This window comes from Arthrobacter sp. NQ7 (genome assembly GCF_029581595.2).
GTDB classification, from domain to species: domain Bacteria; phylum Actinomycetota; class Actinomycetes; order Actinomycetales; family Micrococcaceae; genus Arthrobacter; species Arthrobacter phenanthrenivorans_B.
On the sequence record NZ_JARFXU020000027.1, the window covers coordinates 16,569 to 34,164 of the forward strand.

The following is a 17,596-nucleotide window of genomic DNA, read 5'->3' on the forward strand; positions in this document are numbered from 1 at the left end:
ATATCCCAAAGCCTTCAGCGGGGCCGTTGTGGGGTTTTCGAAACGTGAACGCAATGAACACAACTTTCTCTGCGTACACAAGCGTGATCGCCGTCACGGCCGCCCCTAGCATCGGAACCACAAGGCACCGGAACCACACGTCAGCCGGTGCTGGTCGGATTTGTTTTTGAGAGAAGAGGAACACATGCGCCAGATCCGCGCATTGCGAGTTGCCGCCGTCGCCGCCGGCATCGCCCTGATGGCCACCGGCTGCGGTGCCACCGGCAAGAGCTCCACGGGTTCGGAAAGCTCCGGCGCTGCTGCCGGACCCATCACCGGCCTGCAGATCATGGTCCCCAACACCCCGGGCGGCGGCTACGACACCACCGCCCGCGCCGCTGCGAAGGTCCTCGACGACGAGAAGATCTCCACCAACACCGAGGTCTTCAACCTCGCAGGTGCCGGCGGCACGGTGGGCCTGGCCCGCGTGGTCAATGAAAAAGGCAACGGCGACCTCGCCATGCTGATGGGCCTGGGCGTCGTGGGTGCCAGCTACACCAACAAGTCAGAATCGAAGCTGACCGACACCACCCCCTTGGCCCGCCTCATCGAGGAGCCCGGCGCCATCATGGTCAGCAAGGACTCCCCGTACAAGACCATCGATGACCTGGTGAAGGCGTGGAAGGCCGATCCGGGCTCCATCGCCGTAGGCGGCGGCTCCTCCCCCGGCGGCCCGGACCACCTGCTGCCCATGCAGCTGGCAGGCGCCGTGGGCATCGACGCCACCAAGGTCAACTACGTTGCCTACGACGGCGGCGGCGACCTCCTGCCCGCAATCCTCGGCAACAAGCTCGGTTTTGCCGCCTCCGGTGCCGGCGAGTACCTGAAGCAGATCGAATCCGGTGAGGTCCGCGTGCTGGCCACCAGCGGCGAGAAGCGCCTGGACGGCGTGGATGCACCCACGCTGAAGGAATCCAACATCGACCTGGTCTTCACCAACTGGCGCGGCGTTGTGGCCCCTCCGGGCATCAGCGACAAGGACAAGACTGCCCTGATCGCGGCACTGGAAAAGATGCACGGCACGGACGGCTGGAAGGAAGCGCTGAAGACCCACAGCTGGACCGATGCCTTCATCACCGGTGACCAGTTCAAGTCCTTTCTGACCGAGCAGGACAAGCGCGTGGCGGATGTCCTCACCAAGCTTGGGCTGGCGTGACCTCCCTGACCACAGGTCTCAAAGGCCGCTCCGAGCTGGGAGTTGCACTCCTGCTCGGGGCGGCCGGCGTCATGGTCTTCCTGGACGCCAACGGCCTGGCAACCCCGTATTCGAAGTCCGATCCGGTCGGACCCAAAACCGTTCCGTTCATCGTGGCCGGAATGCTCGTGGTCTGCGCCGTACTGCTGGCCATCAACGTGCTGCGCGGCGGCAAGGGTGAAGCTGAAGGCGGCGAGGACGTTGACCTCACGCACCCCGCCGACTGGAAGACCGTCCTGCCACTGGCCGGGGCCTTCATCCTGAACATCCTGCTGATCGACTGGGCCGGCTGGGTGATCTCCGGAACCGTCCTGTTCTGGGGAAGCGTCCTGGCTCTCGGCAGCCGCCGCTACGTCCGGGACGGCCTGATCTCCGTCGCCCTGTCCCTGCTGACCTTCTACGGCTTCTACCTCGGCCTGGGCATCGCACTGCCGGCCGGCCTCCTGGAAGGAATCCTCTAAATGGACGTCTGGTCCTCCCTGATGGACGGCTTCGCCACCGCCCTCACCCCCATGAATTTCCTCTACGCCGTGATCGGCGTCATCCTGGGCACCGCCGTCGGCGTCCTGCCCGGCCTTGGCCCGGCCATGACGGTCGCCCTGCTGCTTCCCGTCACCTATGCCCTGGAACCCACCAGCGCCTTCATCATGTTCGCCGGCATCTACTACGGCGGCATGTACGGCGGCTCCACCACGTCCATCCTCCTGAACACCCCCGGTGAATCGTCCTCGGTGGTCACCGCCATTGAGGGCAACAAGATGGCCAAGGCGGGGCGGGCGGCGCAGGCGCTTGCGACGGCGGCCATCGGCTCCTTCGTCGCCGGCACCATCGGCACGGCGCTGCTGGCCGTCTGCGCACCGATCGTCGTGAAGTTCGCCGTCAGCCTCGGCGCGCCCAGCTACTTCGCCATCATGGTCCTTGCCCTGCTGGCCGTGACCGCAGTGCTGGGGTCCTCCCGGTTGCGCGGTTTCGCGTCCCTGGGCCTCGGCCTGGCGATTGGCCTGGTGGGCATGGACTCGGTCACCGGCCAGCGCCGCCTCACCTTCGGCCAGCCGCTCCTGGCGGACGGCCTGGACATCGTCGTGGTGGCCGTGGCCATCTTCGCGGTGGGCGAAGCACTCTGGGTTGCAGCACACCTGCGCCGCACTCCCCTGCATGCCATCCCCGTGGGCCAGCCCTGGATGGGCAAGTCCGACTGGAAGCGCTCCTGGAAGCCGTGGCTGCGCGGCACGGCCTTCGGCTTTCCGTTTGGCGCGCTGCCCGCCGGTGGAGCCGAGATCCCCACGTTCCTCTCCTATGTGACGGAAAAGCGCCTCAGCAAGCACCCCGAAGAGTTCGGCAAGGGCGCCATCGAAGGCGTGGCCGGTCCGGAAGCAGCCAACAACGCTGCGGCCGCCGGCACGCTGACCCCGATGCTGGCCCTGGGACTGCCCACCAACGCCACCGCGGCCGTGATGCTTGCCGCCTTCACCTCGTACGGCATCCAGCCGGGTCCGCAGCTCTTCGAGAGCCAGGGGCCCCTGGTGTGGGCGCTGATTGCCAGCCTGTTCATCGGCAACTTCCTGCTCCTGATCATCAACCTGCCGCTGGCGCCCCTGTGGGCCAAGCTGCTGCAGCTGCCCCGGCCCTACCTGTACGCCGGCATCCTGTTCTTCGCGACGCTGGGCGCCTACTCGGTGAACCTGCAGGCGTTCGACCTGGTGATCCTGCTGATCCTCGGCGCGCTCGGGTTCATGATGCGGCGCTTCGGACTCCCCGTGCTGCCGTTGATCCTCGGCGTCATCCTGGGACCGCGGATCGAGGGCCAGCTCCGCAAGACCCTCCAGCTGAGCGCGGGCGACCCGGCCGGGCTCCTGGGCGAGCCGATCGCCGTCGGCATTTACGTCATCATTGGCCTCATCCTGCTCTGGCCCTTTGCCTACAGGCTGTTCCGCCGGAACCGTCCGGAGCGCAAGCCGCTGGTTCCGGCCAATTCCGGCGCGGCGGACTACAGTGACTGAACAGCCGCCCCACTCATCTCCAGCAGAACAGGAAACAACATGACCGTCGTTGTGGGATACGTCCCGACCCCCGAGGGCGAAGCTGCCCTGACGCAGGCCATCGCTGAAGCACGGAGGAGCAACAGCACCCTGGTATTGATCAACTCCTCCAAGGGCGAAGCCGCCGTGGACAGCAGGTTTGCGCCGGAGGGTGAAATCCAGGACATCGAGCAGCGGCTGCCAGGCCAGGGCATCCAGTACCAGATCAAGCGCCCGGTCCGCGGCCACGACGCCGCCGCGGAGGTCCTGGACGCTGCCGAGGAGCACAACGCCGACCTGATCGTGATCGGCCTGCGCCGCCGCACCCCGGTGGGCAAGCTCATCATGGGCAGCACGTCCCAGCGCATCCTGCTGGAGGCGGACTGCCCGGTGCTGGCAGTAAAGGCCGGCTAGGCGCGGGGAGTGCCTGACGCTGCAGCGGCCGCCGGCGCCCGGAACAGTTCCTGGCGCTGGCGGCCCAGGCCTTCCACCTCCACCTCCACCACGTCGCCCGGCTGGAGGTAGGGGAACCGGCCGCTGAGGGCCACACCCTGCGGAGTGCCGGTGAGGATCACGTCGCCCGGTTCCAGCCGCATGTATTGGCTGCAGTGGTGGACCAGTGTGGGCGCATCAAAGATGAGTTCGGACGACGACGAATCCTGGCGCGGTTCACCGTTGACCCAGCTGCGCAGCGGAAGGGCGCCGCCGTCGATATCCTGCGCCGGAACCAGCCACGGGCCCAGCGGCGTTGACCCCGGGAGCGACTTCCCCTTGGTCCACTGGCCCGCAGCACCAGGCAACTGGTATTCACGCTCGGAGAGATCGTTCGCCGTGACGTATCCGGCGATGCAGGCCGCGGCGTCGCCAACGGAATCCAGGTAGCTGGCCTCCCGGCCGATCACGATGCCCAGTTCCACTTCCCAGTCGTACCGGGTGGACCGCGGCGGGAGCGGAGCGGGGTCATACGGACCGGTGACCGTATTGCTCGGTTTGAGGAAGACCACCGGAATGGTGGGCGGCTCGGCGCCGGATTCCGCCGCATGTGCGGCATAGTTCATTCCGATGCCCACCACGGTGCCGGGCCTGGCCACCGGCGGACCTACACGCAGTCCCGCGGCCTCCTCCAGCAGCGGCAACGCCCCTATCGCCAGGGCCTCCCGGACCTTCGCCAGGCCGCCCGCGGCAAGGAACCGGCCGTCAATGTCATTGGTCAGGGGCAGCAGGCTGAAGCAGCGGGATGCACCCCCTGCCGCATCAACCAGCACGGCCGGCTGCTCCCTGCCGGGTTCGCCCAGGCGCATGATCTTCATACCGAATACTCCTCCAGCTCTACTAAGGGGGCCGCACGACCAAGGGGCGGGCGCGGGCCCGGGGGCCCCTTCCATGGTGGTCGATTCCCTGCGGAGCCGCGAACGGACGGTTTGTGACTGCCCGCCAAGCCCGCAAATAGGGCAGTCATCTGACATCCGGCAGGAGCAGTCGGTAGAATAACGGAGCCATCCTGGCACGAAACACAGAAAGTTCAGTACATGACTACAGCCACTTTGGAGCGGATCCCCGCCGCTGCCGGGGCCACCGAGGGGCCGTCCCCGCGGTCCATCGACCTTGAGTTCTCCAGCGCCAGCGAGGTCCACGCGGGACTGGAAGGGGCGGTCGCAGAACTGATCGCGGTGGCAGCAAAAGACGCCACCTGCGGCATCCTGGTCACCAGGCTGCACCCGGGACGCTACACGGTAGCCCTGGATGAATCGGTACCGTTCGGCGAGACCTACGAGTCCATCGCCGCCTGACCGCCACCGGCCGGCCAGCCGTCCGCCCTTGGACGCGGCAACAGCCGGCGCCGCCAACAGAAAACCCCGCACGCCATAGAGGCAATGCGGGGTTTTGTGTTGCCGCAGCAGGGCTCCTAGGCGCGGCGGACCTGAACGCCGTCGGACTTCAGGAAGAGCTGCTTCTCGGCGGGGCCTGACGGACCGGCCGGAACCAGCCACAGGACGTTCCCGCTCTGGGACACCTCTTCCACCTCCCCGGCAGCCACCACATGCGCATGCTTGATGATCTCGACGCGGTCCCCGGCCTGGAGGGCTTTCCAGTTGGACACCGCAGCGGAATGGGCATTGCGCCTCGACAGGACTGCCCCACGTGCTTTCATTTGAACTTCTACCCCTTTGTATCGTTCTGCCGCCACAGCTTCTTTGATGTGACTTTCACTACATCTTCAGTTCTACTACAGTCCCGGCGCCGCGGTGGGCCGCGGCGCCGGAAATTCCGTCCTTTGGACGGAAGAACCGCGGGAACTGAAGATTCTTCGGTGTCAGGCGAGGGGCCCGACGGCGGATTCCGCCGCCCGGCGCACGTCACCGGAGGCAACCAGCCGGTCCGCCGCTTCCAGTTCCGGAGACAGGAAACGGTCCGTCCCCGGCCCGTCCACCACACCGCGGAGGGCAGCCACGACGGCGGCACCGGCCGGGCCGGGCGTCAGCGCGCCGCCTGAGAGCTGGGTGCGGATGTCCAGGGCCCGAGCCGAGGTCACCAGTTCGATGGCCAGGACCCGGCGGAGGTTCTCCACCGCCTTGCGCAGCTTCCGCGCAGCGTGCCAGCCCATGGACACATGGTCCTCCTGCATGGCCGAGCTGGGAATCGAGTCAACGGACGCGGGAACGGCGAGCCGCTTGTTGTCCGACACCAGGCCGGCCTGGGTGTACTGGGCGATCATCAGGCCGGAGTCCACCCCGGGGTCTGCTGCCAGGAACGCGGGCAGGCCGTGGGAACGGGCGGGGTCCAGCATCCGGTCGGTCCGGCGTTCGGCGATGGAGCTGAGGTCGGCGACGGCGATGGCCAGGTAGTCCAGGACATACGCCACCGGAGCGCCGTGGAAGTTGCCGTTGGAGCTGACGCGGCCGTCGGGCAGGACCACCGGGTTGTCGATGGCGGCCGCCAATTCCCGGGTCGCCACCAGCTCGGCGTGGTCAACGGTGTCTCGGACCGCGCCGGCAACCTGCGGGGCGCAGCGCAGCGAGTACGCATCCTGGACCCGGGAATCCCCTACCCGGTGCGACGCGACAATGGGTGAATCGGACAGCACGCGCAGCATGTTGTCGGCACTGGCCGCCTGGCCGGGGTGGGGACGAAGTGCGGCGTGCAGTTCGGGGAGGAACACCTGGTCCGTTCCCAGCAGTGCCTCGACGCTGAGCGCGGCGGTGATGTCCGCCGTCGCCAGCAGCTGGCGGAGGTCGGCAATGGCCATCAGGAGCATGCCCAGCATGCCCTCCGTGCCGTTGACCAGCGCAAGCCCTTCCTTCTCAGCGAGGATGACCGGCTCGATGCCGTGCGCTGCCAGCAGCTCGGCGACAGGCCGCTCTCCCCGCCCGCCGTATGTGACGCCGTCGGGCCCTTCCGCCTCTCCCTCGCCCATCAGGACCAGGGCGCAGTGCGACAAGGGGGCAAGGTCACCCGAGCAGCCCAGCGACCCGAACTCGCGGACCACCGGGGTGATGCCGGCGTTGAGGACATCCACCATGGTCTGCAGGACCACGGGGCGGACGCCGGTGCGGCCGGAGGCCAGGGTCTTGGCGCGCAGGAACATGATGCCGCGCACCACTTCCCGCTCCACGGCCGGCCCCATCCCGGCGGCGTGGCTGCGGATCAGGGACTTCTGCAGCTGGGTGCGCAGTTCGTTGGGGATATGGCGGTTGGCCAGGGCACCGAAGCCGGTGGAGATGCCGTAGGCGGGGGTGTCGCTGGCGGCAAGGTCATCGATATGGGCCCGGACCTTGGCGACGGTTTCCAGGGCGTCCGGAGCGATGGCCACGGTGGCGCCGTGTCGTGCGACGGCGAGCACGTCCTCCGCAGTGACGCCGACGGAGCCGAGGGTGACGGTCAGCGGTTCGTGGGTTGTTTCGTGGGTTACGAGAGTCATGGAAGTTCCTTGCTGTATTCCCATCGACTGCTCCGTACTTGTCGTTTTCAGGGTTCTAAACGACAAGTACGGAGCAATCGATGTGGGGAGCCTGGGTTAGCGGGCCTGGGCGGGGTTCTCTTGCATGGGGATGCGGACGCCGCGTTCCTTCGCGACCTCAAGGGCACGGTCGTAGCCGGCGTCGGCGTGGCGGATAACGCCCATGCCGGGGTCGTTGGTCAGCAGGCGTTCGAGCTTCTGGGCGGCGAGATCGGTGCCGTCGGCGACGGAGACCTGGCCGGCGTGGATGGAGCGGCCGATGCCCACGCCGCCGCCGTGGTGCAGGGATACCCAGGTGGCGCCGGAGGCAGTGTTGAGCAGGGCGTTCAGCAACGGCCAGTCGGCGATGGCGTCGGAGCCGTCCGCCATGGCTTCGGTTTCACGGTACGGGGAGGCGACGGAGCCCGAGTCCAGGTGGTCACGGCCGATCACGATCGGGGCCTTGACCTTGCCCTCCTTGACCAGCTGGTTGAAGAGCAGCCCGGCCTTGGCACGTTCGCCGTAGCCCAGCCAGCAGATGCGGGCGGGCAGGCCCTCGAACTCGACGCGCTCCTGAGCGGCGTCGATCCACCGGTGCAGGTGCTTGTTCTCGGGGAACAGTTCCTTGATCGCTTCGTCGGTGACGCGGATGTCTTCGGGGTCGCCGGACAGGGCCACCCACCGGAACGGGCCCAGGCCTTCGCAGAAGAGCGGGCGGATGTAGGCCGGGACGAAGCCGGGGAACTCGAAGGCGCGTTCGTAGCCGCCCTTGCGGGCCTCGTCGCGGATGGAGTTGCCGTAATCGAAGACTTCGGCGCCGGCGTCCTGGAATTCCACCATGGCCTGGACGTGGCGGGCCATGGAGGCCTGCGACTTCTTGGTGAAGCCTTCCGGGTCCGCCTCGGCTTCACGGTGCCACTCGTCCACCGAGATGCCCTCGGGCAGGTAGGACAGCGGATCGTGCGCGGAGGTCTGATCGGTGACGATGTCCACGGTGAGTTCGCCGGCCTTGTGGCGGCGGAGGATCTCGGGGAAGACTTCGGCCGCGTTGCCCACGTAGCCCACGGACCAGCCGCGGCGCTCTTCCTTGGCCTTGAGCACCTTGGCGATGGCGGCGTCGAGGTCGGTTTCCACCTCGTCCAGGTAGCGCTTGCCGGCGCGGCGGCGCAGGCGGGTCTCGTCGACGTCGACAATCAGGCAGGCGCCATCGTTCAGGGTGACGGCGAGCGGCTGGGCGCCGCCCATGCCGCCGCAGCCGCCGGTCAGGGTCAGTGTGCCGGCGAGGGTGCCGTTCTCGTCGCCCGTGAGCTTGCGGGCGATGGCGGCGAAGGTTTCGAAGGTACCCTGCAGGATGCCCTGGGTGCCGATGTAGATCCAGGAGCCGGCGGTCATCTGGCCGTACATCATCAGGCCCTCGGCCTCCAGGCGGCGGAATTCGGGCCAGTTCGCCCAGTCGCCAACCAGGTTGGAGTTGGCCAGCAGTACCCGGGGCGCCCATTCGTTGGTGCGGAAGATGCCGACCGGCTTGCCGGACTGGACCAGCAGCGTCTCATCCTTTTCCATGGTTTCCAGGGTGCTGGTGATGGCGTCGAACGCGGCCCAGGAGCGGACGGCGCGGCCGGTGCCGCCGTAGACCACCAGGTCATCCGGGCGTTCGGCGACCTCGGGGTCCAGGTTGTTCATCAGCATGCGCAGCGGCGCTTCGGTCTGCCAGGACTTGGCGGTGAGCTCGGTGCCGCGGGCTGCTTTGACCGGGCGGGCACCGGTGGTGAAATCGGCGGGTGCCATGATGGGCTCCTTCGTGTGGTGTCTGTTGGAGGAAAGAAGTTCTGTATCAACTAAAGCCCTTGGCGGACGGGCTTCACAGGGCTTTTGGCGGGGTGGTGTCCGGTATTCCAGACGCGCCCGGCTTGCCAGGTTGCTCTATCACTTACGGCTCCCATTCCAGGGTTTTAGCAGCCGTAAGTGGTCGGGCAACGATGGTTATTTGACCGGCCGCCCGTGGATGCGGACGGAGAGTTCGTCAGCCACCTTCTGGACGCGGGCAGCCAGCACAGGCCACTCCTCCGAGGGCAGCTTGTCCTCGAGGAAAGTGACTGCGACGGCGGCAGTGGGCCAGCCCAGGTGGTCGGTCACAGCGGCGGCGATGGAACCAAAGCCCGGCGTCACCTCGCCGTGTTCGGTGGCGTACCCACGCTGGCGCACCTGGTCCAGGTGCGAGGACAGCGCCGAGTACTTCATGATCGCGCCTTCCACCTCGTGCCGGGCCGTGAAGGCGGCGGCGTTCGGGTACAGCGCCCGCACCTGGGACTTGGGCAGGGCGGCCAGGATGGCGCGGCCGCTGGCGGTGAGGTGGCTGGGAAGCCGGACTCCGACGTCGGTTACCAGGGAGGGGCGGTTCTTGGCCCGCTCCTCGACGATATACAGGACATCGCGGCCGTGGAGGACGGCAAGGTGGGCACTCTCCCCAATTGCGTCCACGAGCGAGGCAAGCAGCGGCCGGCCCAGCCGGGACAGCGGTTCCTGCCGCGAGTAGGCGGAACTGAGTTCGAAGGCGCTGATGCCCAGCCCGTAGCGCTGTTCCTCGTGCAGATGGAGGACGAATCCATTGGCCTCCATGACGCCCAGCAGGTGGTAGACGCTGGACCGGGGCAGGTCCAGGCTGGAGGCGATCTGGGAGGCGGCCATCGGCCCCCTGCGGGAGGCCAGCAGCTTGAGGATGCGCAGGGTGTTCTCAGCGGCAGGAACTTTTGACGACGCCTTGACGGATGCGCGGGGCGTCCGGGGTTCGGCACCTGCTGGATCGGTGCCGCGCGTTTCGGCGCTTAGTGCAGTGCTCATGGGTTCGAAGGGTCTTTCTGGTTAGCTCTGTCCGGAATCCCGTACTTAAGCTTGCGCCCCCGACGCCCACAATCGCTGCTCCCCCAGTCCCACAGTGTCTCGAATCCCAGACTCACGGCCGTCCTGTGGGCCGCCCCTCGGCGAGATAGCGGTCAGCCGCAATGTTCCGCCCCCCATTGCCGCTAAGTGCCATGTCGCAGACAGTCTGAGATGAAAGACACCAAGGCGCCGTGAGCCTCATCACGGTGCCGTGGAAAATGGTCTGCTGGTTAGCGGCTCCCCTCCCAATGACGAGAAGGTATTTCCATGCAACCAGCTCCAACCCCCACCCGGACCGACAGTCCGGCGGACCGGCAGAAGCCGGCCGACGCCGTCGGACGCGTCCTCGACCGCGGCCTGAACGTGCGGCACATCCGCTTCATGGCACTGGGCTCCGCGATCGGCACGGGCCTCTTCTATGGCTCCGCGTCCGCGATCCAGAAGGCTGGCCCCGCCGTCCTGCTGGCTTACATCATCGGCGGCGCCGCGGTGTTCATGGTCATGCGGGCCCTCGGCGAGATGGCAGTGCGGCATCCGGTCTCCGGTTCCTTCAGCCAATACGCGGGCCGCTACCTCGGCCCCCTGGCCGGCTTCGTGACCGGATGGACGTACGTGTTCGAGATGGCCATCGTGGCCATTGCCGATGTCACTGCCTTCAGTATCTACATGGGCTTCTGGTTCCCCCAGGTGGACCGCTGGATCTGGGTCCTCGCCGTGATCTGTTTCCTGGCCGCGCTGAACCTCCTGAGCGTCAAGGTCTTCGGCGAGCTGGAGTTCTGGTTCTCGCTGATCAAGGTCGCGGCCATCATCGCCATGATCGCCGGCGGCGCAGCCATCATTGCCTTCGGCTTCCAGGCCGGCGATTCAAGCGTGGCGCCCGGACTGGGCAACCTGGTGGAGCACGGCGGCCTGTTCCCCAACGGGTTCGAAGGCCTCCTGGCCTCCTTTGCCGTGGTGATGTTTGCCTTCGGCGGGATCGAAACCCTGGGCATCACGGCTGGCGAAGCCGCAGACCCCAAGAAGGTCATCCCCAAAGCCGTCAACACTGTCCCCGTCCGCGTCCTGCTGTTCTATGTCCTGACCCTGGGCGTGCTCATGAGCCTCTTCCCCTGGAACGAGGTGGGCAGCAACGGCAGCCCGTTCGTGCAGATCTTCAGCAGCCTCGGCATCCCGGCCGCACCGCACATCCTGAACGCCGTGGTGATCACGGCCGCACTCTCCGCCATCAACAGCGACATCTTCGGTGCGGGCCGCATCCTCTTCGGGCTGTCCAACCAGGGCCACGCCCCCGCCGCGTTCGGCAAGGTTTCCCGGCACGGGGTTCCGTGGATGACCGTGGTGATGATGGCCGGAATCCTGCTGGTGGGCGTGGTCCTCAACGCGGTGATTCCGGAGGACGTGTTCCTGGTGATTGCCTCGATCGCCACCTTTGCCACGGTCTGGGTGTGGGTCATGATCCTGGCCTCCCACGTGGCAATGAAGCGCGAAATCGCGCGCAAGGGCCTGCCGGCGTCGGAATTCCCGTCTCCGTGGTGGCCGGCAGCGTCCGTCCTCACCATCGCCTTCATGGCGCTGGTGATCGCGGTCCTCGGCGCCTTCGAGGACACCCGGATCGCCCTGTACGTCGGGGCGGTGTGGCTGGGCCTGCTGGTCCTGGCGTACCGCCTGTGGGTCAAGGGTGATGGACGACGGCGGGCCCACCTTGAGGATGAAACCTCGCCGCTGCCCGTGGTCGCCCCCGGCCCGGGCAGCTAGGCCGAAAACACCCGGCGCCGGACACCAGTTCGCGGGGCTAAAATCAGCCATGGTTCCCGTGTCCAGCCTGGTGGCATTCGCCGTGGCATCCGTCGTCCTGATCGCCGTCCCCGGCCCCAGCGTGCTGTTCGTCATTGGGCGTTCCCTTGCGCTGGGGTGGCGGGGCGGCGTCCTCACGGTCCTCGGAAATGCGACCGGCCAGTTGGTCCAGGTCATCGCCGTGGCCCTCGGCGTGGGCGTGGTGGTGGCTGAATCCGTGGTCCTGTTCAGCATCGTGAAGTTTGCAGGTGCCGCCTACCTGGTCTCCCTGGGGATCCGGACCATCCTCCGACGGGGGCATGCTGCCCGCCAGCCCGCGCCGGCTCCGCCCTCCAGCCGCTGGACTTTGGTCCGGCAGGGGGCGCTGGTGGGCGCCACCAACCCCAAGTCGGTGGTGTTCTTCGTGGCAATCCTGCCCCAGTTCGTCGACTACCACGCCGGCAACATTCCGTTCCAGCTGGCCCTGCTCGGCGCGGTCTTCCTGCTGATCGCGCTGGTCTCGGACAGCCTGTGGGCCATCGCGGCGGGGTGGGCCCGGCTGTGGTTCGTCCGTTCGCCCCGGCGCGTCCCGGCGGTGGAGGCCGTGGGTGGGGCCATGATGATCGGCCTCGGCGGAACCCTGGCGCTGGCGGGATCGAAATCCTGAAACAGCGGCTGCACAACAGGAGGTGCCCGGACCCCGAGGGACCGGGCACCTCCTGAAGTCCGTCCTGTCAGGCCCCGGCAGCGGCTGACCGAACCGCCTGGCCGAGGGGCGTCGTCGGCCGGCCAATCAGCCTGCGAAGGTCCCCGCTGCTGACCAGCAGGTCACCCCGGGCAATGCCGAGGTCCGAATCCGCCAGGATCTCCGCGAAAGCGCCCGGCACGCCCACCCCGGTGAGCAGCCCGGCGTACTCCCTGGCCGGCAGGTCGTTGTAGCTGATGTCCCGGCCGGTGGCGGCACTGATTTCAGCCGCGAGGTCCGCCATGCTGAACGCGTCGTCACCGCCCAGTTCGTAGACTTTGCCGGCCTGTCCATCCGCAACGAGGACGGCGGCCGCAGCGTGGGCGTAGTCGGACCGCGCGGCCCCGCTGACCCTGCCCTCCCCGGCGCTGCCCGCCAGTGCGCCCTGGGCCAGGGTGCCCGGCAGCTGCTCTGTGTAATTCTCCAGGTACCAGCCGTTGCGCAGCAGGACAAAAGGAACACCGGACTCCCGCAGCAGCGCCTCGGTGGCCTTGTGCTCATCCGCCAGCTTCATACCGGTGGTATCGGCATTGGCAATGCTGGTGTAGGCCAGCAGCTCCACGCCCTCGGCTTTGGCAGCTTCGATCACGGTGCGGTGCTGCTCCACCCGCTTGCCCACTTCGCTGCCGGAGATCAGCAGCACCCGCCGGGCGCCTTTGAGCGCTGCGGCCACGGAGACGGCGTCGGCATAGTCCATCTGCTTCACCTGCACCCCTTGGGCGGCGAGGTCTGCCAGCTTTTCAACCGACCGGCCGGCAGCCACGATCTCCGCCGCGGGGACGCCCAGCTCCAGGAGGGCTTTCAGGACATGGCGGCCCAACTGGCCGGTGGCGCCCGTAACAACAATGCTCACGATGATTCCTTTCGGTTTTTGCTCTGTCACGGGCATAACCCAGGACGGGCCACCATGCTTCCCGATAGTTAGTACGCACTTTGAGGTAAGGTACTGACCTTTAGGTAAGCTATACGGTATGGAAGCCCCTGCACATGCCGCTCCCCTCCCCCAGGCCTTTGCCGACGGCGTGTTCCCGTCCGGGTGTCCCAGCCGGACGCTGCTTGACCACATCACCAGCAAATGGGGTGTCCTGATCCTGCTTTCACTCTCCGAAGGGGAACAGCGGTGGAGCGACCTGCGGCGGCGGGCCGAGGGCATCAGCGAGAAGATGCTGGCACAAACGCTGAAGACCCTGGAGCGGGACGGCCTGGTGAGCAGGAAGGCCCAGGCTGTGATTCCGCCGCGCGTGGACTACAGCCTGACGGACCGGGGGTATGAATTGAGCACATTGCTGGTGCCGCTGGTCGCCTGGGCCTTCGAGAACGCGGACGAGATCATCAACGGCAAGTAGCCGCCTGCACCAAAGACAGGTACCTGTTACTGGTGTGGCTGGTGTGAATAGCGCATAGCGTGTGCGTACGGTGGCGGCCGGAATGGGAGGACGATCCTCCGCTGGGAGCATTCCGCCAACCAGCACCGTTAGCAGGCGGCAGGACGCCGCTTGGAGGAGTCGGTCTTATGGCCAAGGGCTACGCACAGGATCTTTCCGGCATGGGCCGGCCCATCAGCCTCGGCGCTTTCCTGGCCAAGGCATGGGGCGGGGTGGCAGGGGCTTTGGGGCCCCGCTGCCCTTACCGCGTGGGTGACACCGTCATAGGCGACGACCCCTTCAGCGGCAGGCGCGAAGGGGTCGTCGTATGGCAGGACCGGCGGTCGGTGGGCGTGAAGACCGCGTACGGCATCTTCTTCTTCGACCACCGCCTGGTCAGGCCCCTGGATTAGCGACAGGCGTGGCCGGCGTCAGCGCGCGGACCAGCCGCCGTCCATCGTGTAGCTGGCACCGGTGACCATGCCGGCGTCCGGTGAAGCGAGCCAGGCGACCAGGGACGCCACTTCCTCCGGTTCCACCAGGCGCTTGATGGCCGCTTCGGTCAGCATCACTTTGGCCAGGACCTCGGATTCTGGAATTCCGTGCACCTTTGCCTGGTCGGCCAACTGGCTTTCCACCAGGGGCGTCCGCACGTAGCCGGGGTTGATGCAGTTGGACGTGACACCATGTTCCCCGCCTTCGAGCGCGGTCACCTTGCTCAGCCCTTCCAAACCGTGCTTCGCGGAAACATACGCGCTCTTGAACGGCGAGGCGCGGAGGCCGTGCACGGAGGAGACGTTGATGATGCGGCCGAACTTGTTGGCGTACATGTGCGGCAGTGCGGCACGGATGAGCAGGAACGGCGCCTCCAGCATCAGGGTGATGAGCCTGCGGAAGTCCGCGGGGTCGAAATCCTGGATCGGGCTGATGCGCTGGATCCCGGCGTTGTTGACCAGGATGTCGCAGTCCAGGCCCAGGCCGGCCAGCGCCTCAGTGTCCAGCAGGTCCACGCCCCAGGCTGTGCCGTGCACCTCCCCGGCGAGCTTCTCCGCGGCAGAGGCGTCGACGTCGGCCACCACCACCTTCGCGCCCTGGGCGGCAAGTGCGCGCACGCAGGCGGCTCCAATCCCGCTGGCGCCGCCGGTGACCAGTGCCTTGCGTCCATTCAACGTGTTGTCCATTGCGGTTCTCCTTCTGCGCTTGTGGGGTCCAGGGGTTCCATCACTGCCTGGTCAGCGCTGCCCGGCCAGCAGCCCTTCGCGGGCCGCATCCTCCCGGTCCACGTCTTCCAGGGCTACGCCCTTGGTTTCGCGCAGGCTCAGGACGGCGACGGCGGTGATGGCACACGCGACCACCAGGTAGATGGCGGTGGGCACCCACGACCCCGTGTCCTTCAGCCATTGGGTGGCCAGCAGCGGTGCCAGTGAACCGGCGAAGATGGAGGTCACCTGCGAGCCGAGGGACGCTCCGGAGTACCGCATGCGGGTGGGGAACATCTCGGCCATGATGGCGGGTTGCCCGGCGTACATGAGGCCGTGCAGGCACAGCCCGATGGTCACGGCCAGGACGATGACCACGGCGTTGCGGGTATCGAACATCGGGAAGGCGAAGAACGGCCAGGTGGCACCGAGGATGGCGCCCGCAAGGTAGACGGGTTTGCGGCCGATCCGGTCCGCGAGGCGGCCGTACTGCGGAATGACGGCGAAGTGGATAACGTGGGCGATCAGCAGCGCCAGCAGGAGTGACGAGGTGTCGTACTTATGCACGCTCTTGAGGTAGACAATCGCGAAGCTGACCACCAGGTAGTACATGATGTTTTCCGCGAACCGCAGGCCCATGGCCTGGAAGATGCCCTTGGGGTACTTGCGCAGGACCTCGAAGACGCCGTAGCTGACGGCCTGTTCCTTCTCCACCAGTTCCTTGGCTTCGAGGAAGATGGGCGACTCGCTGACGTTGGTGCGGATGTAGTAGCCCACGAAGACGATCACGGCGGAAAGCCAGAACGCCACGCGCCAGCCCCAGCCGAGGAACGCCTCGCTGCTCAGGGTCGTGGACATGATGTACAGCACCAGGGTGGCCAGGAGGTTGCCCACCGGAACGGCGGCCTGGGGCCAGCTGGACCAGAAGGCGCGGGTCTTGTTGGGGCTGTGTTCGGCCACGAGGAGCACGGCGCCGCCCCATTCGCCGCCCAGCGCGAAGCCTTGGATGAAGCGCAGGGCAACCAGCAGGGCAGGGGCCAGGTAGCCGATGTCGGCGAAGCCGGGCAGGCAGCCCATCAGGAAGGTGGAGATGCCGATGATCACGATGGTGAGCTGCAGGGTGGGTTTGCGGCCCAGTTTGTCGCCGATCTGGCCGAACACGATGCCGCCCAGCGGGCGGGCGATGAAGCCCACGGCGTAGGTGAGGAAGGCCTGGATGATCCCGTCCAGCTCGTTGCCGGTGGAAGGGAAAAAGTATTTGCCGAAGACCAGGGTGGCGGCGGTGGCGTAGAGGAAGAACTCGTACCACTCCACCACCGTTCCCACCATGGAGGCGGCGACAATCCTCTTCAGTCCTGATCCTTCGGGTGCATGCCCGGCGTTGTTGGCCGGGCGCTGCTCTACGCTCATGGTTTCTCCTAGTGTCCACATTGACACGTGCTGTGATCCCCAGCACAAGTGACTCAGATGAGTATTGCTGCACAAATCCTGCACTTCAATGCCCAAAGGGGCACCAAGTGCGTGCACAATTGCAGACATGGATGCGAACCCCGATGACCTCCTGGTCCTCCTGGCGGTGTCACGCTCGGCGAAGTTCACGACGGCGGCCCAGGCGCTGGGCATGAACCACACCACGGTCTCGCGCCGGATCGCCGCGCTGGAAAAGGCGCTGGGCGGCAGGGTCCTGTCCCGGGCAGCGGGCGGCTGGGAACTGACCGAGCTGGGTGCACGGGCCGTGCGGGCGGCCGAACAGGTCGAGGCCGTCATGGGCACCCTGGGCCCGGCCGGCCAGGCACCGGACCCCGTCGCGGGCGTGGTCCGGATGACCGCGACGGACGGGTTCAGCGCCTACATTGCCGCCCCGGCGGTGGCGCGGCTGCGGCGGGACCATCCCGGCCTCAGTGTCGAAGTGGTGACCATGACCCGGCGGGCGCTGCAGCAGCGGTCCGGGCTGGACATCGAGGTGGTGGTGGGCGAGCCGCAGGTGCACCGGGCGGAGGCCATCCGGCTCGGCGAATACCGGCTGGGAATGTACGCCTCCCGCGCCTACCTCGCGGAGCACGGGACACCGGCCACCGTGGCCGAACTGAACGCCCACCCGCTGGTCTACTTCGTGGATTCGATGCTTCAGGTCGATGACCTGGACGCACCGCGCCGGCTGGTTCCGGCCATGCGGGACGGGCTGACCTCCACCAATGTGTTCGTCCATGTGGAGGCCACCCGGGCAGGCGCCGGCGTCGGGTTCCTGCCGTGCTTCATGGCGGACCTCCACGACGACCTGGTCCGGCTGCTGCCCGACAAAATTGGTGAACTGCTTCCCTACTGGATGGTCCTGCGCCCGGACTCGCTGCGGCGCCCGGCCGTTGCCGCCGTCGTGCAGGCCCTGCGGGACCGGATGGCCGAACACCGCGGCGCACTCCTGGGCAAGGGTTAGCCCATCGATTGC

Annotated in this window: 18 protein-coding genes; 10 read left to right on the top strand and 8 right to left on the bottom strand. The window is 67.1% G+C overall.

What is annotated here, in order from left to right; genetic code table 11:
• Positions 1-184 precede the first annotated feature (184 nt).
• From PUN71_RS20205 to PUN71_RS20220, 4 genes are read left to right on the top strand one after another with little or no spacing between them, the layout of a single operon-like run.
• Complete coding sequence (locus tag PUN71_RS20205) at positions 185-1,195, top strand: Bug family tripartite tricarboxylate transporter substrate binding protein (RefSeq protein ID WP_277799841.1); 1,011 nt, start codon at positions 185-187, stop codon at positions 1,193-1,195.
• A complete protein-coding gene (locus PUN71_RS20210) occupies positions 1,192-1,695 on the top strand; it encodes a tripartite tricarboxylate transporter TctB family protein (RefSeq protein WP_043451292.1) in 504 nt (167 codons plus the stop codon). The genes PUN71_RS20205 and PUN71_RS20210 overlap by 4 nt, the downstream gene beginning before the upstream one ends.
• The gene (locus tag PUN71_RS20215) at positions 1,696-3,234 is read left to right on the top strand and encodes a tripartite tricarboxylate transporter permease (RefSeq protein WP_043451293.1); all 1,539 of its coding nucleotides are present in this window, start codon (positions 1,696-1,698) and stop codon (positions 3,232-3,234) included.
• Between the two features lie 39 nt (positions 3,235-3,273).
• Positions 3,274-3,666 (top strand): universal stress protein, encoded by a 393-nt coding sequence (locus PUN71_RS20220; RefSeq protein WP_277799842.1) that lies wholly within the window; start codon positions 3,274-3,276, stop codon positions 3,664-3,666.
• Here the strand turns inward: PUN71_RS20220 and PUN71_RS20225 are convergent.
• Positions 3,663-4,562 (bottom strand): fumarylacetoacetate hydrolase family protein, encoded by a 900-nt coding sequence (locus tag PUN71_RS20225; protein WP_277799843.1) that lies wholly within the window; start codon positions 4,560-4,562, stop codon positions 3,663-3,665. The genes PUN71_RS20220 and PUN71_RS20225 overlap by 4 nt on opposite strands.
• Before the next feature lie 219 nt (positions 4,563-4,781).
• On the opposite strand from PUN71_RS20225, the gene PUN71_RS20230 reads away from it, so the two are divergent.
• Complete coding sequence (locus PUN71_RS20230) at positions 4,782-5,042, top strand: hypothetical protein (RefSeq protein ID WP_052260025.1); 261 nt, start codon at positions 4,782-4,784, stop codon at positions 5,040-5,042.
• Between the two features lie 116 nt (positions 5,043-5,158).
• On the opposite strand, the gene PUN71_RS20235 is transcribed toward PUN71_RS20230, so the two are convergent.
• The 4 genes from PUN71_RS20235 to PUN71_RS20250 form a co-directional block, all read right to left on the bottom strand.
• Entirely contained in the window at positions 5,159-5,404 is a 246-nt protein-coding gene (locus tag PUN71_RS20235; protein ID WP_043451299.1) for a hypothetical protein, read from the bottom strand.
• Positions 5,405-5,566: 162 nt separating this feature from the next.
• Positions 5,567-7,171 (bottom strand): histidine ammonia-lyase, encoded by a 1,605-nt coding sequence (gene hutH, locus PUN71_RS20240; protein ID WP_043451300.1) that lies wholly within the window; start codon positions 7,169-7,171, stop codon positions 5,567-5,569.
• Between the two features lie 96 nt (positions 7,172-7,267).
• Positions 7,268-8,977, bottom strand: a complete 1,710-nt coding sequence (hutU, locus tag PUN71_RS20245; protein WP_277799844.1) for a urocanate hydratase — start codon at positions 8,975-8,977, stop codon at positions 7,268-7,270.
• 195 nt (positions 8,978-9,172) lie between these two features.
• Entirely contained in the window at positions 9,173-10,030 is an 858-nt protein-coding gene (locus tag PUN71_RS20250) for an IclR family transcriptional regulator (protein ID WP_043451303.1), read from the bottom strand.
• Positions 10,031-10,336: 306 nt separating this feature from the next.
• Between PUN71_RS20250 and PUN71_RS20255 the strand changes: the two genes are divergently transcribed.
• Positions 10,337-11,824 carry an amino acid permease gene (locus PUN71_RS20255; RefSeq protein WP_277799845.1) on the top strand — a complete coding sequence of 496 codons (1,488 nt, stop codon included), beginning with the start codon at positions 10,337-10,339 and terminating at the stop codon, positions 11,822-11,824.
• Positions 11,825-11,873: 49 nt separating this feature from the next.
• Entirely contained in the window at positions 11,874-12,509 is a 636-nt protein-coding gene (locus PUN71_RS20260) for a LysE family translocator (RefSeq protein ID WP_277799846.1), read from the top strand.
• Positions 12,510-12,576: 67 nt separating this feature from the next.
• Here PUN71_RS20260 and PUN71_RS20265 read toward each other — a convergent pair whose 3' ends face one another.
• The gene (locus tag PUN71_RS20265; RefSeq protein WP_277799847.1) at positions 12,577-13,440 is read right to left on the bottom strand and encodes an SDR family oxidoreductase; all 864 of its coding nucleotides are present in this window, start codon (positions 13,438-13,440) and stop codon (positions 12,577-12,579) included.
• Between the two features lie 118 nt (positions 13,441-13,558).
• On the opposite strand from PUN71_RS20265, the gene PUN71_RS20270 reads away from it, so the two are divergent.
• Both PUN71_RS20270 and PUN71_RS20275 read left to right on the top strand, forming a co-directional pair.
• Positions 13,559-13,933: a winged helix-turn-helix transcriptional regulator gene (locus PUN71_RS20270; protein WP_277799848.1), complete on the top strand. Its 375-nt coding sequence runs from the start codon at positions 13,559-13,561 to the stop codon at positions 13,931-13,933.
• A 167-nt stretch (positions 13,934-14,100) separates the two neighbouring features.
• Entirely contained in the window at positions 14,101-14,364 is a 264-nt protein-coding gene (locus tag PUN71_RS20275; protein ID WP_043451308.1) for a hypothetical protein, read from the top strand.
• 18 nt (positions 14,365-14,382) lie between these two features.
• On the opposite strand, the gene PUN71_RS20280 is transcribed toward PUN71_RS20275, so the two are convergent.
• The gene (locus tag PUN71_RS20280) at positions 14,383-15,132 is read right to left on the bottom strand and encodes a 3-hydroxybutyrate dehydrogenase (RefSeq protein ID WP_043451309.1); all 750 of its coding nucleotides are present in this window, start codon (positions 15,130-15,132) and stop codon (positions 14,383-14,385) included.
• A 51-nt stretch (positions 15,133-15,183) separates the two neighbouring features.
• Entirely contained in the window at positions 15,184-16,560 is a 1,377-nt protein-coding gene (locus PUN71_RS20285; protein ID WP_277799849.1) for an MFS transporter, read from the bottom strand.
• 127 nt (positions 16,561-16,687) lie between these two features.
• Here PUN71_RS20285 and PUN71_RS20290 point away from each other — a divergent pair, with 127 nt between their 5' ends.
• Complete coding sequence (locus PUN71_RS20290; RefSeq protein WP_277799850.1) at positions 16,688-17,584, top strand: LysR family transcriptional regulator; 897 nt, start codon at positions 16,688-16,690, stop codon at positions 17,582-17,584.
• Positions 17,585-17,596: the final 12 nt, after the last annotated feature.

What these genes read in the sequence shown, in the direction of transcription:
- PUN71_RS20205 (WP_277799841.1), top strand. Translation starts at nt 185, where the DNA reads ATGCGCCAGATCCGCGCATTGCGAGTTGCCGCCGTCGCCGCCGGCATC.
- PUN71_RS20215 (WP_043451293.1), top strand. Translation starts at nt 1,696, where the DNA reads ATGGACGTCTGGTCCTCCCTGATGGACGGCTTCGCCACCGCCCTCACC.
- PUN71_RS20220 (WP_277799842.1), top strand. Translation starts at nt 3,274, where the DNA reads ATGACCGTCGTTGTGGGATACGTCCCGACCCCCGAGGGCGAAGCTGCC.
- PUN71_RS20225 (WP_277799843.1), bottom strand. Translation starts at nt 4,562, where the DNA reads ATGAAGATCATGCGCCTGGGCGAACCCGGCAGGGAGCAGCCGGCCGTG.
- PUN71_RS20230 (WP_052260025.1), top strand. Translation starts at nt 4,782, where the DNA reads ATGACTACAGCCACTTTGGAGCGGATCCCCGCCGCTGCCGGGGCCACC.
- PUN71_RS20235 (WP_043451299.1), bottom strand. Translation starts at nt 5,404, where the DNA reads ATGAAAGCACGTGGGGCAGTCCTGTCGAGGCGCAATGCCCATTCCGCT.
- hutH (WP_043451300.1), bottom strand. Translation starts at nt 7,171, where the DNA reads ATGACTCTCGTAACCCACGAAACAACCCACGAACCGCTGACCGTCACC.
- hutU (WP_277799844.1), bottom strand. Translation starts at nt 8,977, where the DNA reads ATGGCACCCGCCGATTTCACCACCGGTGCCCGCCCGGTCAAAGCAGCC.
- PUN71_RS20250 (WP_043451303.1), bottom strand. Translation starts at nt 10,030, where the DNA reads ATGAGCACTGCACTAAGCGCCGAAACGCGCGGCACCGATCCAGCAGGT.
- PUN71_RS20255 (WP_277799845.1), top strand. Translation starts at nt 10,337, where the DNA reads ATGCAACCAGCTCCAACCCCCACCCGGACCGACAGTCCGGCGGACCGG.
- PUN71_RS20260 (WP_277799846.1), top strand. Translation starts at nt 11,874, where the DNA reads ATGGTTCCCGTGTCCAGCCTGGTGGCATTCGCCGTGGCATCCGTCGTC.
- PUN71_RS20270 (WP_277799848.1), top strand. Translation starts at nt 13,559, where the DNA reads ATGGAAGCCCCTGCACATGCCGCTCCCCTCCCCCAGGCCTTTGCCGAC.
- PUN71_RS20275 (WP_043451308.1), top strand. Translation starts at nt 14,101, where the DNA reads ATGGCCAAGGGCTACGCACAGGATCTTTCCGGCATGGGCCGGCCCATC.
- PUN71_RS20280 (WP_043451309.1), bottom strand. Translation starts at nt 15,132, where the DNA reads ATGGACAACACGTTGAATGGACGCAAGGCACTGGTCACCGGCGGCGCC.
- PUN71_RS20285 (WP_277799849.1), bottom strand. Translation starts at nt 16,560, where the DNA reads ATGAGCGTAGAGCAGCGCCCGGCCAACAACGCCGGGCATGCACCCGAA.
- PUN71_RS20290 (WP_277799850.1), top strand. Translation starts at nt 16,688, where the DNA reads ATGGATGCGAACCCCGATGACCTCCTGGTCCTCCTGGCGGTGTCACGC.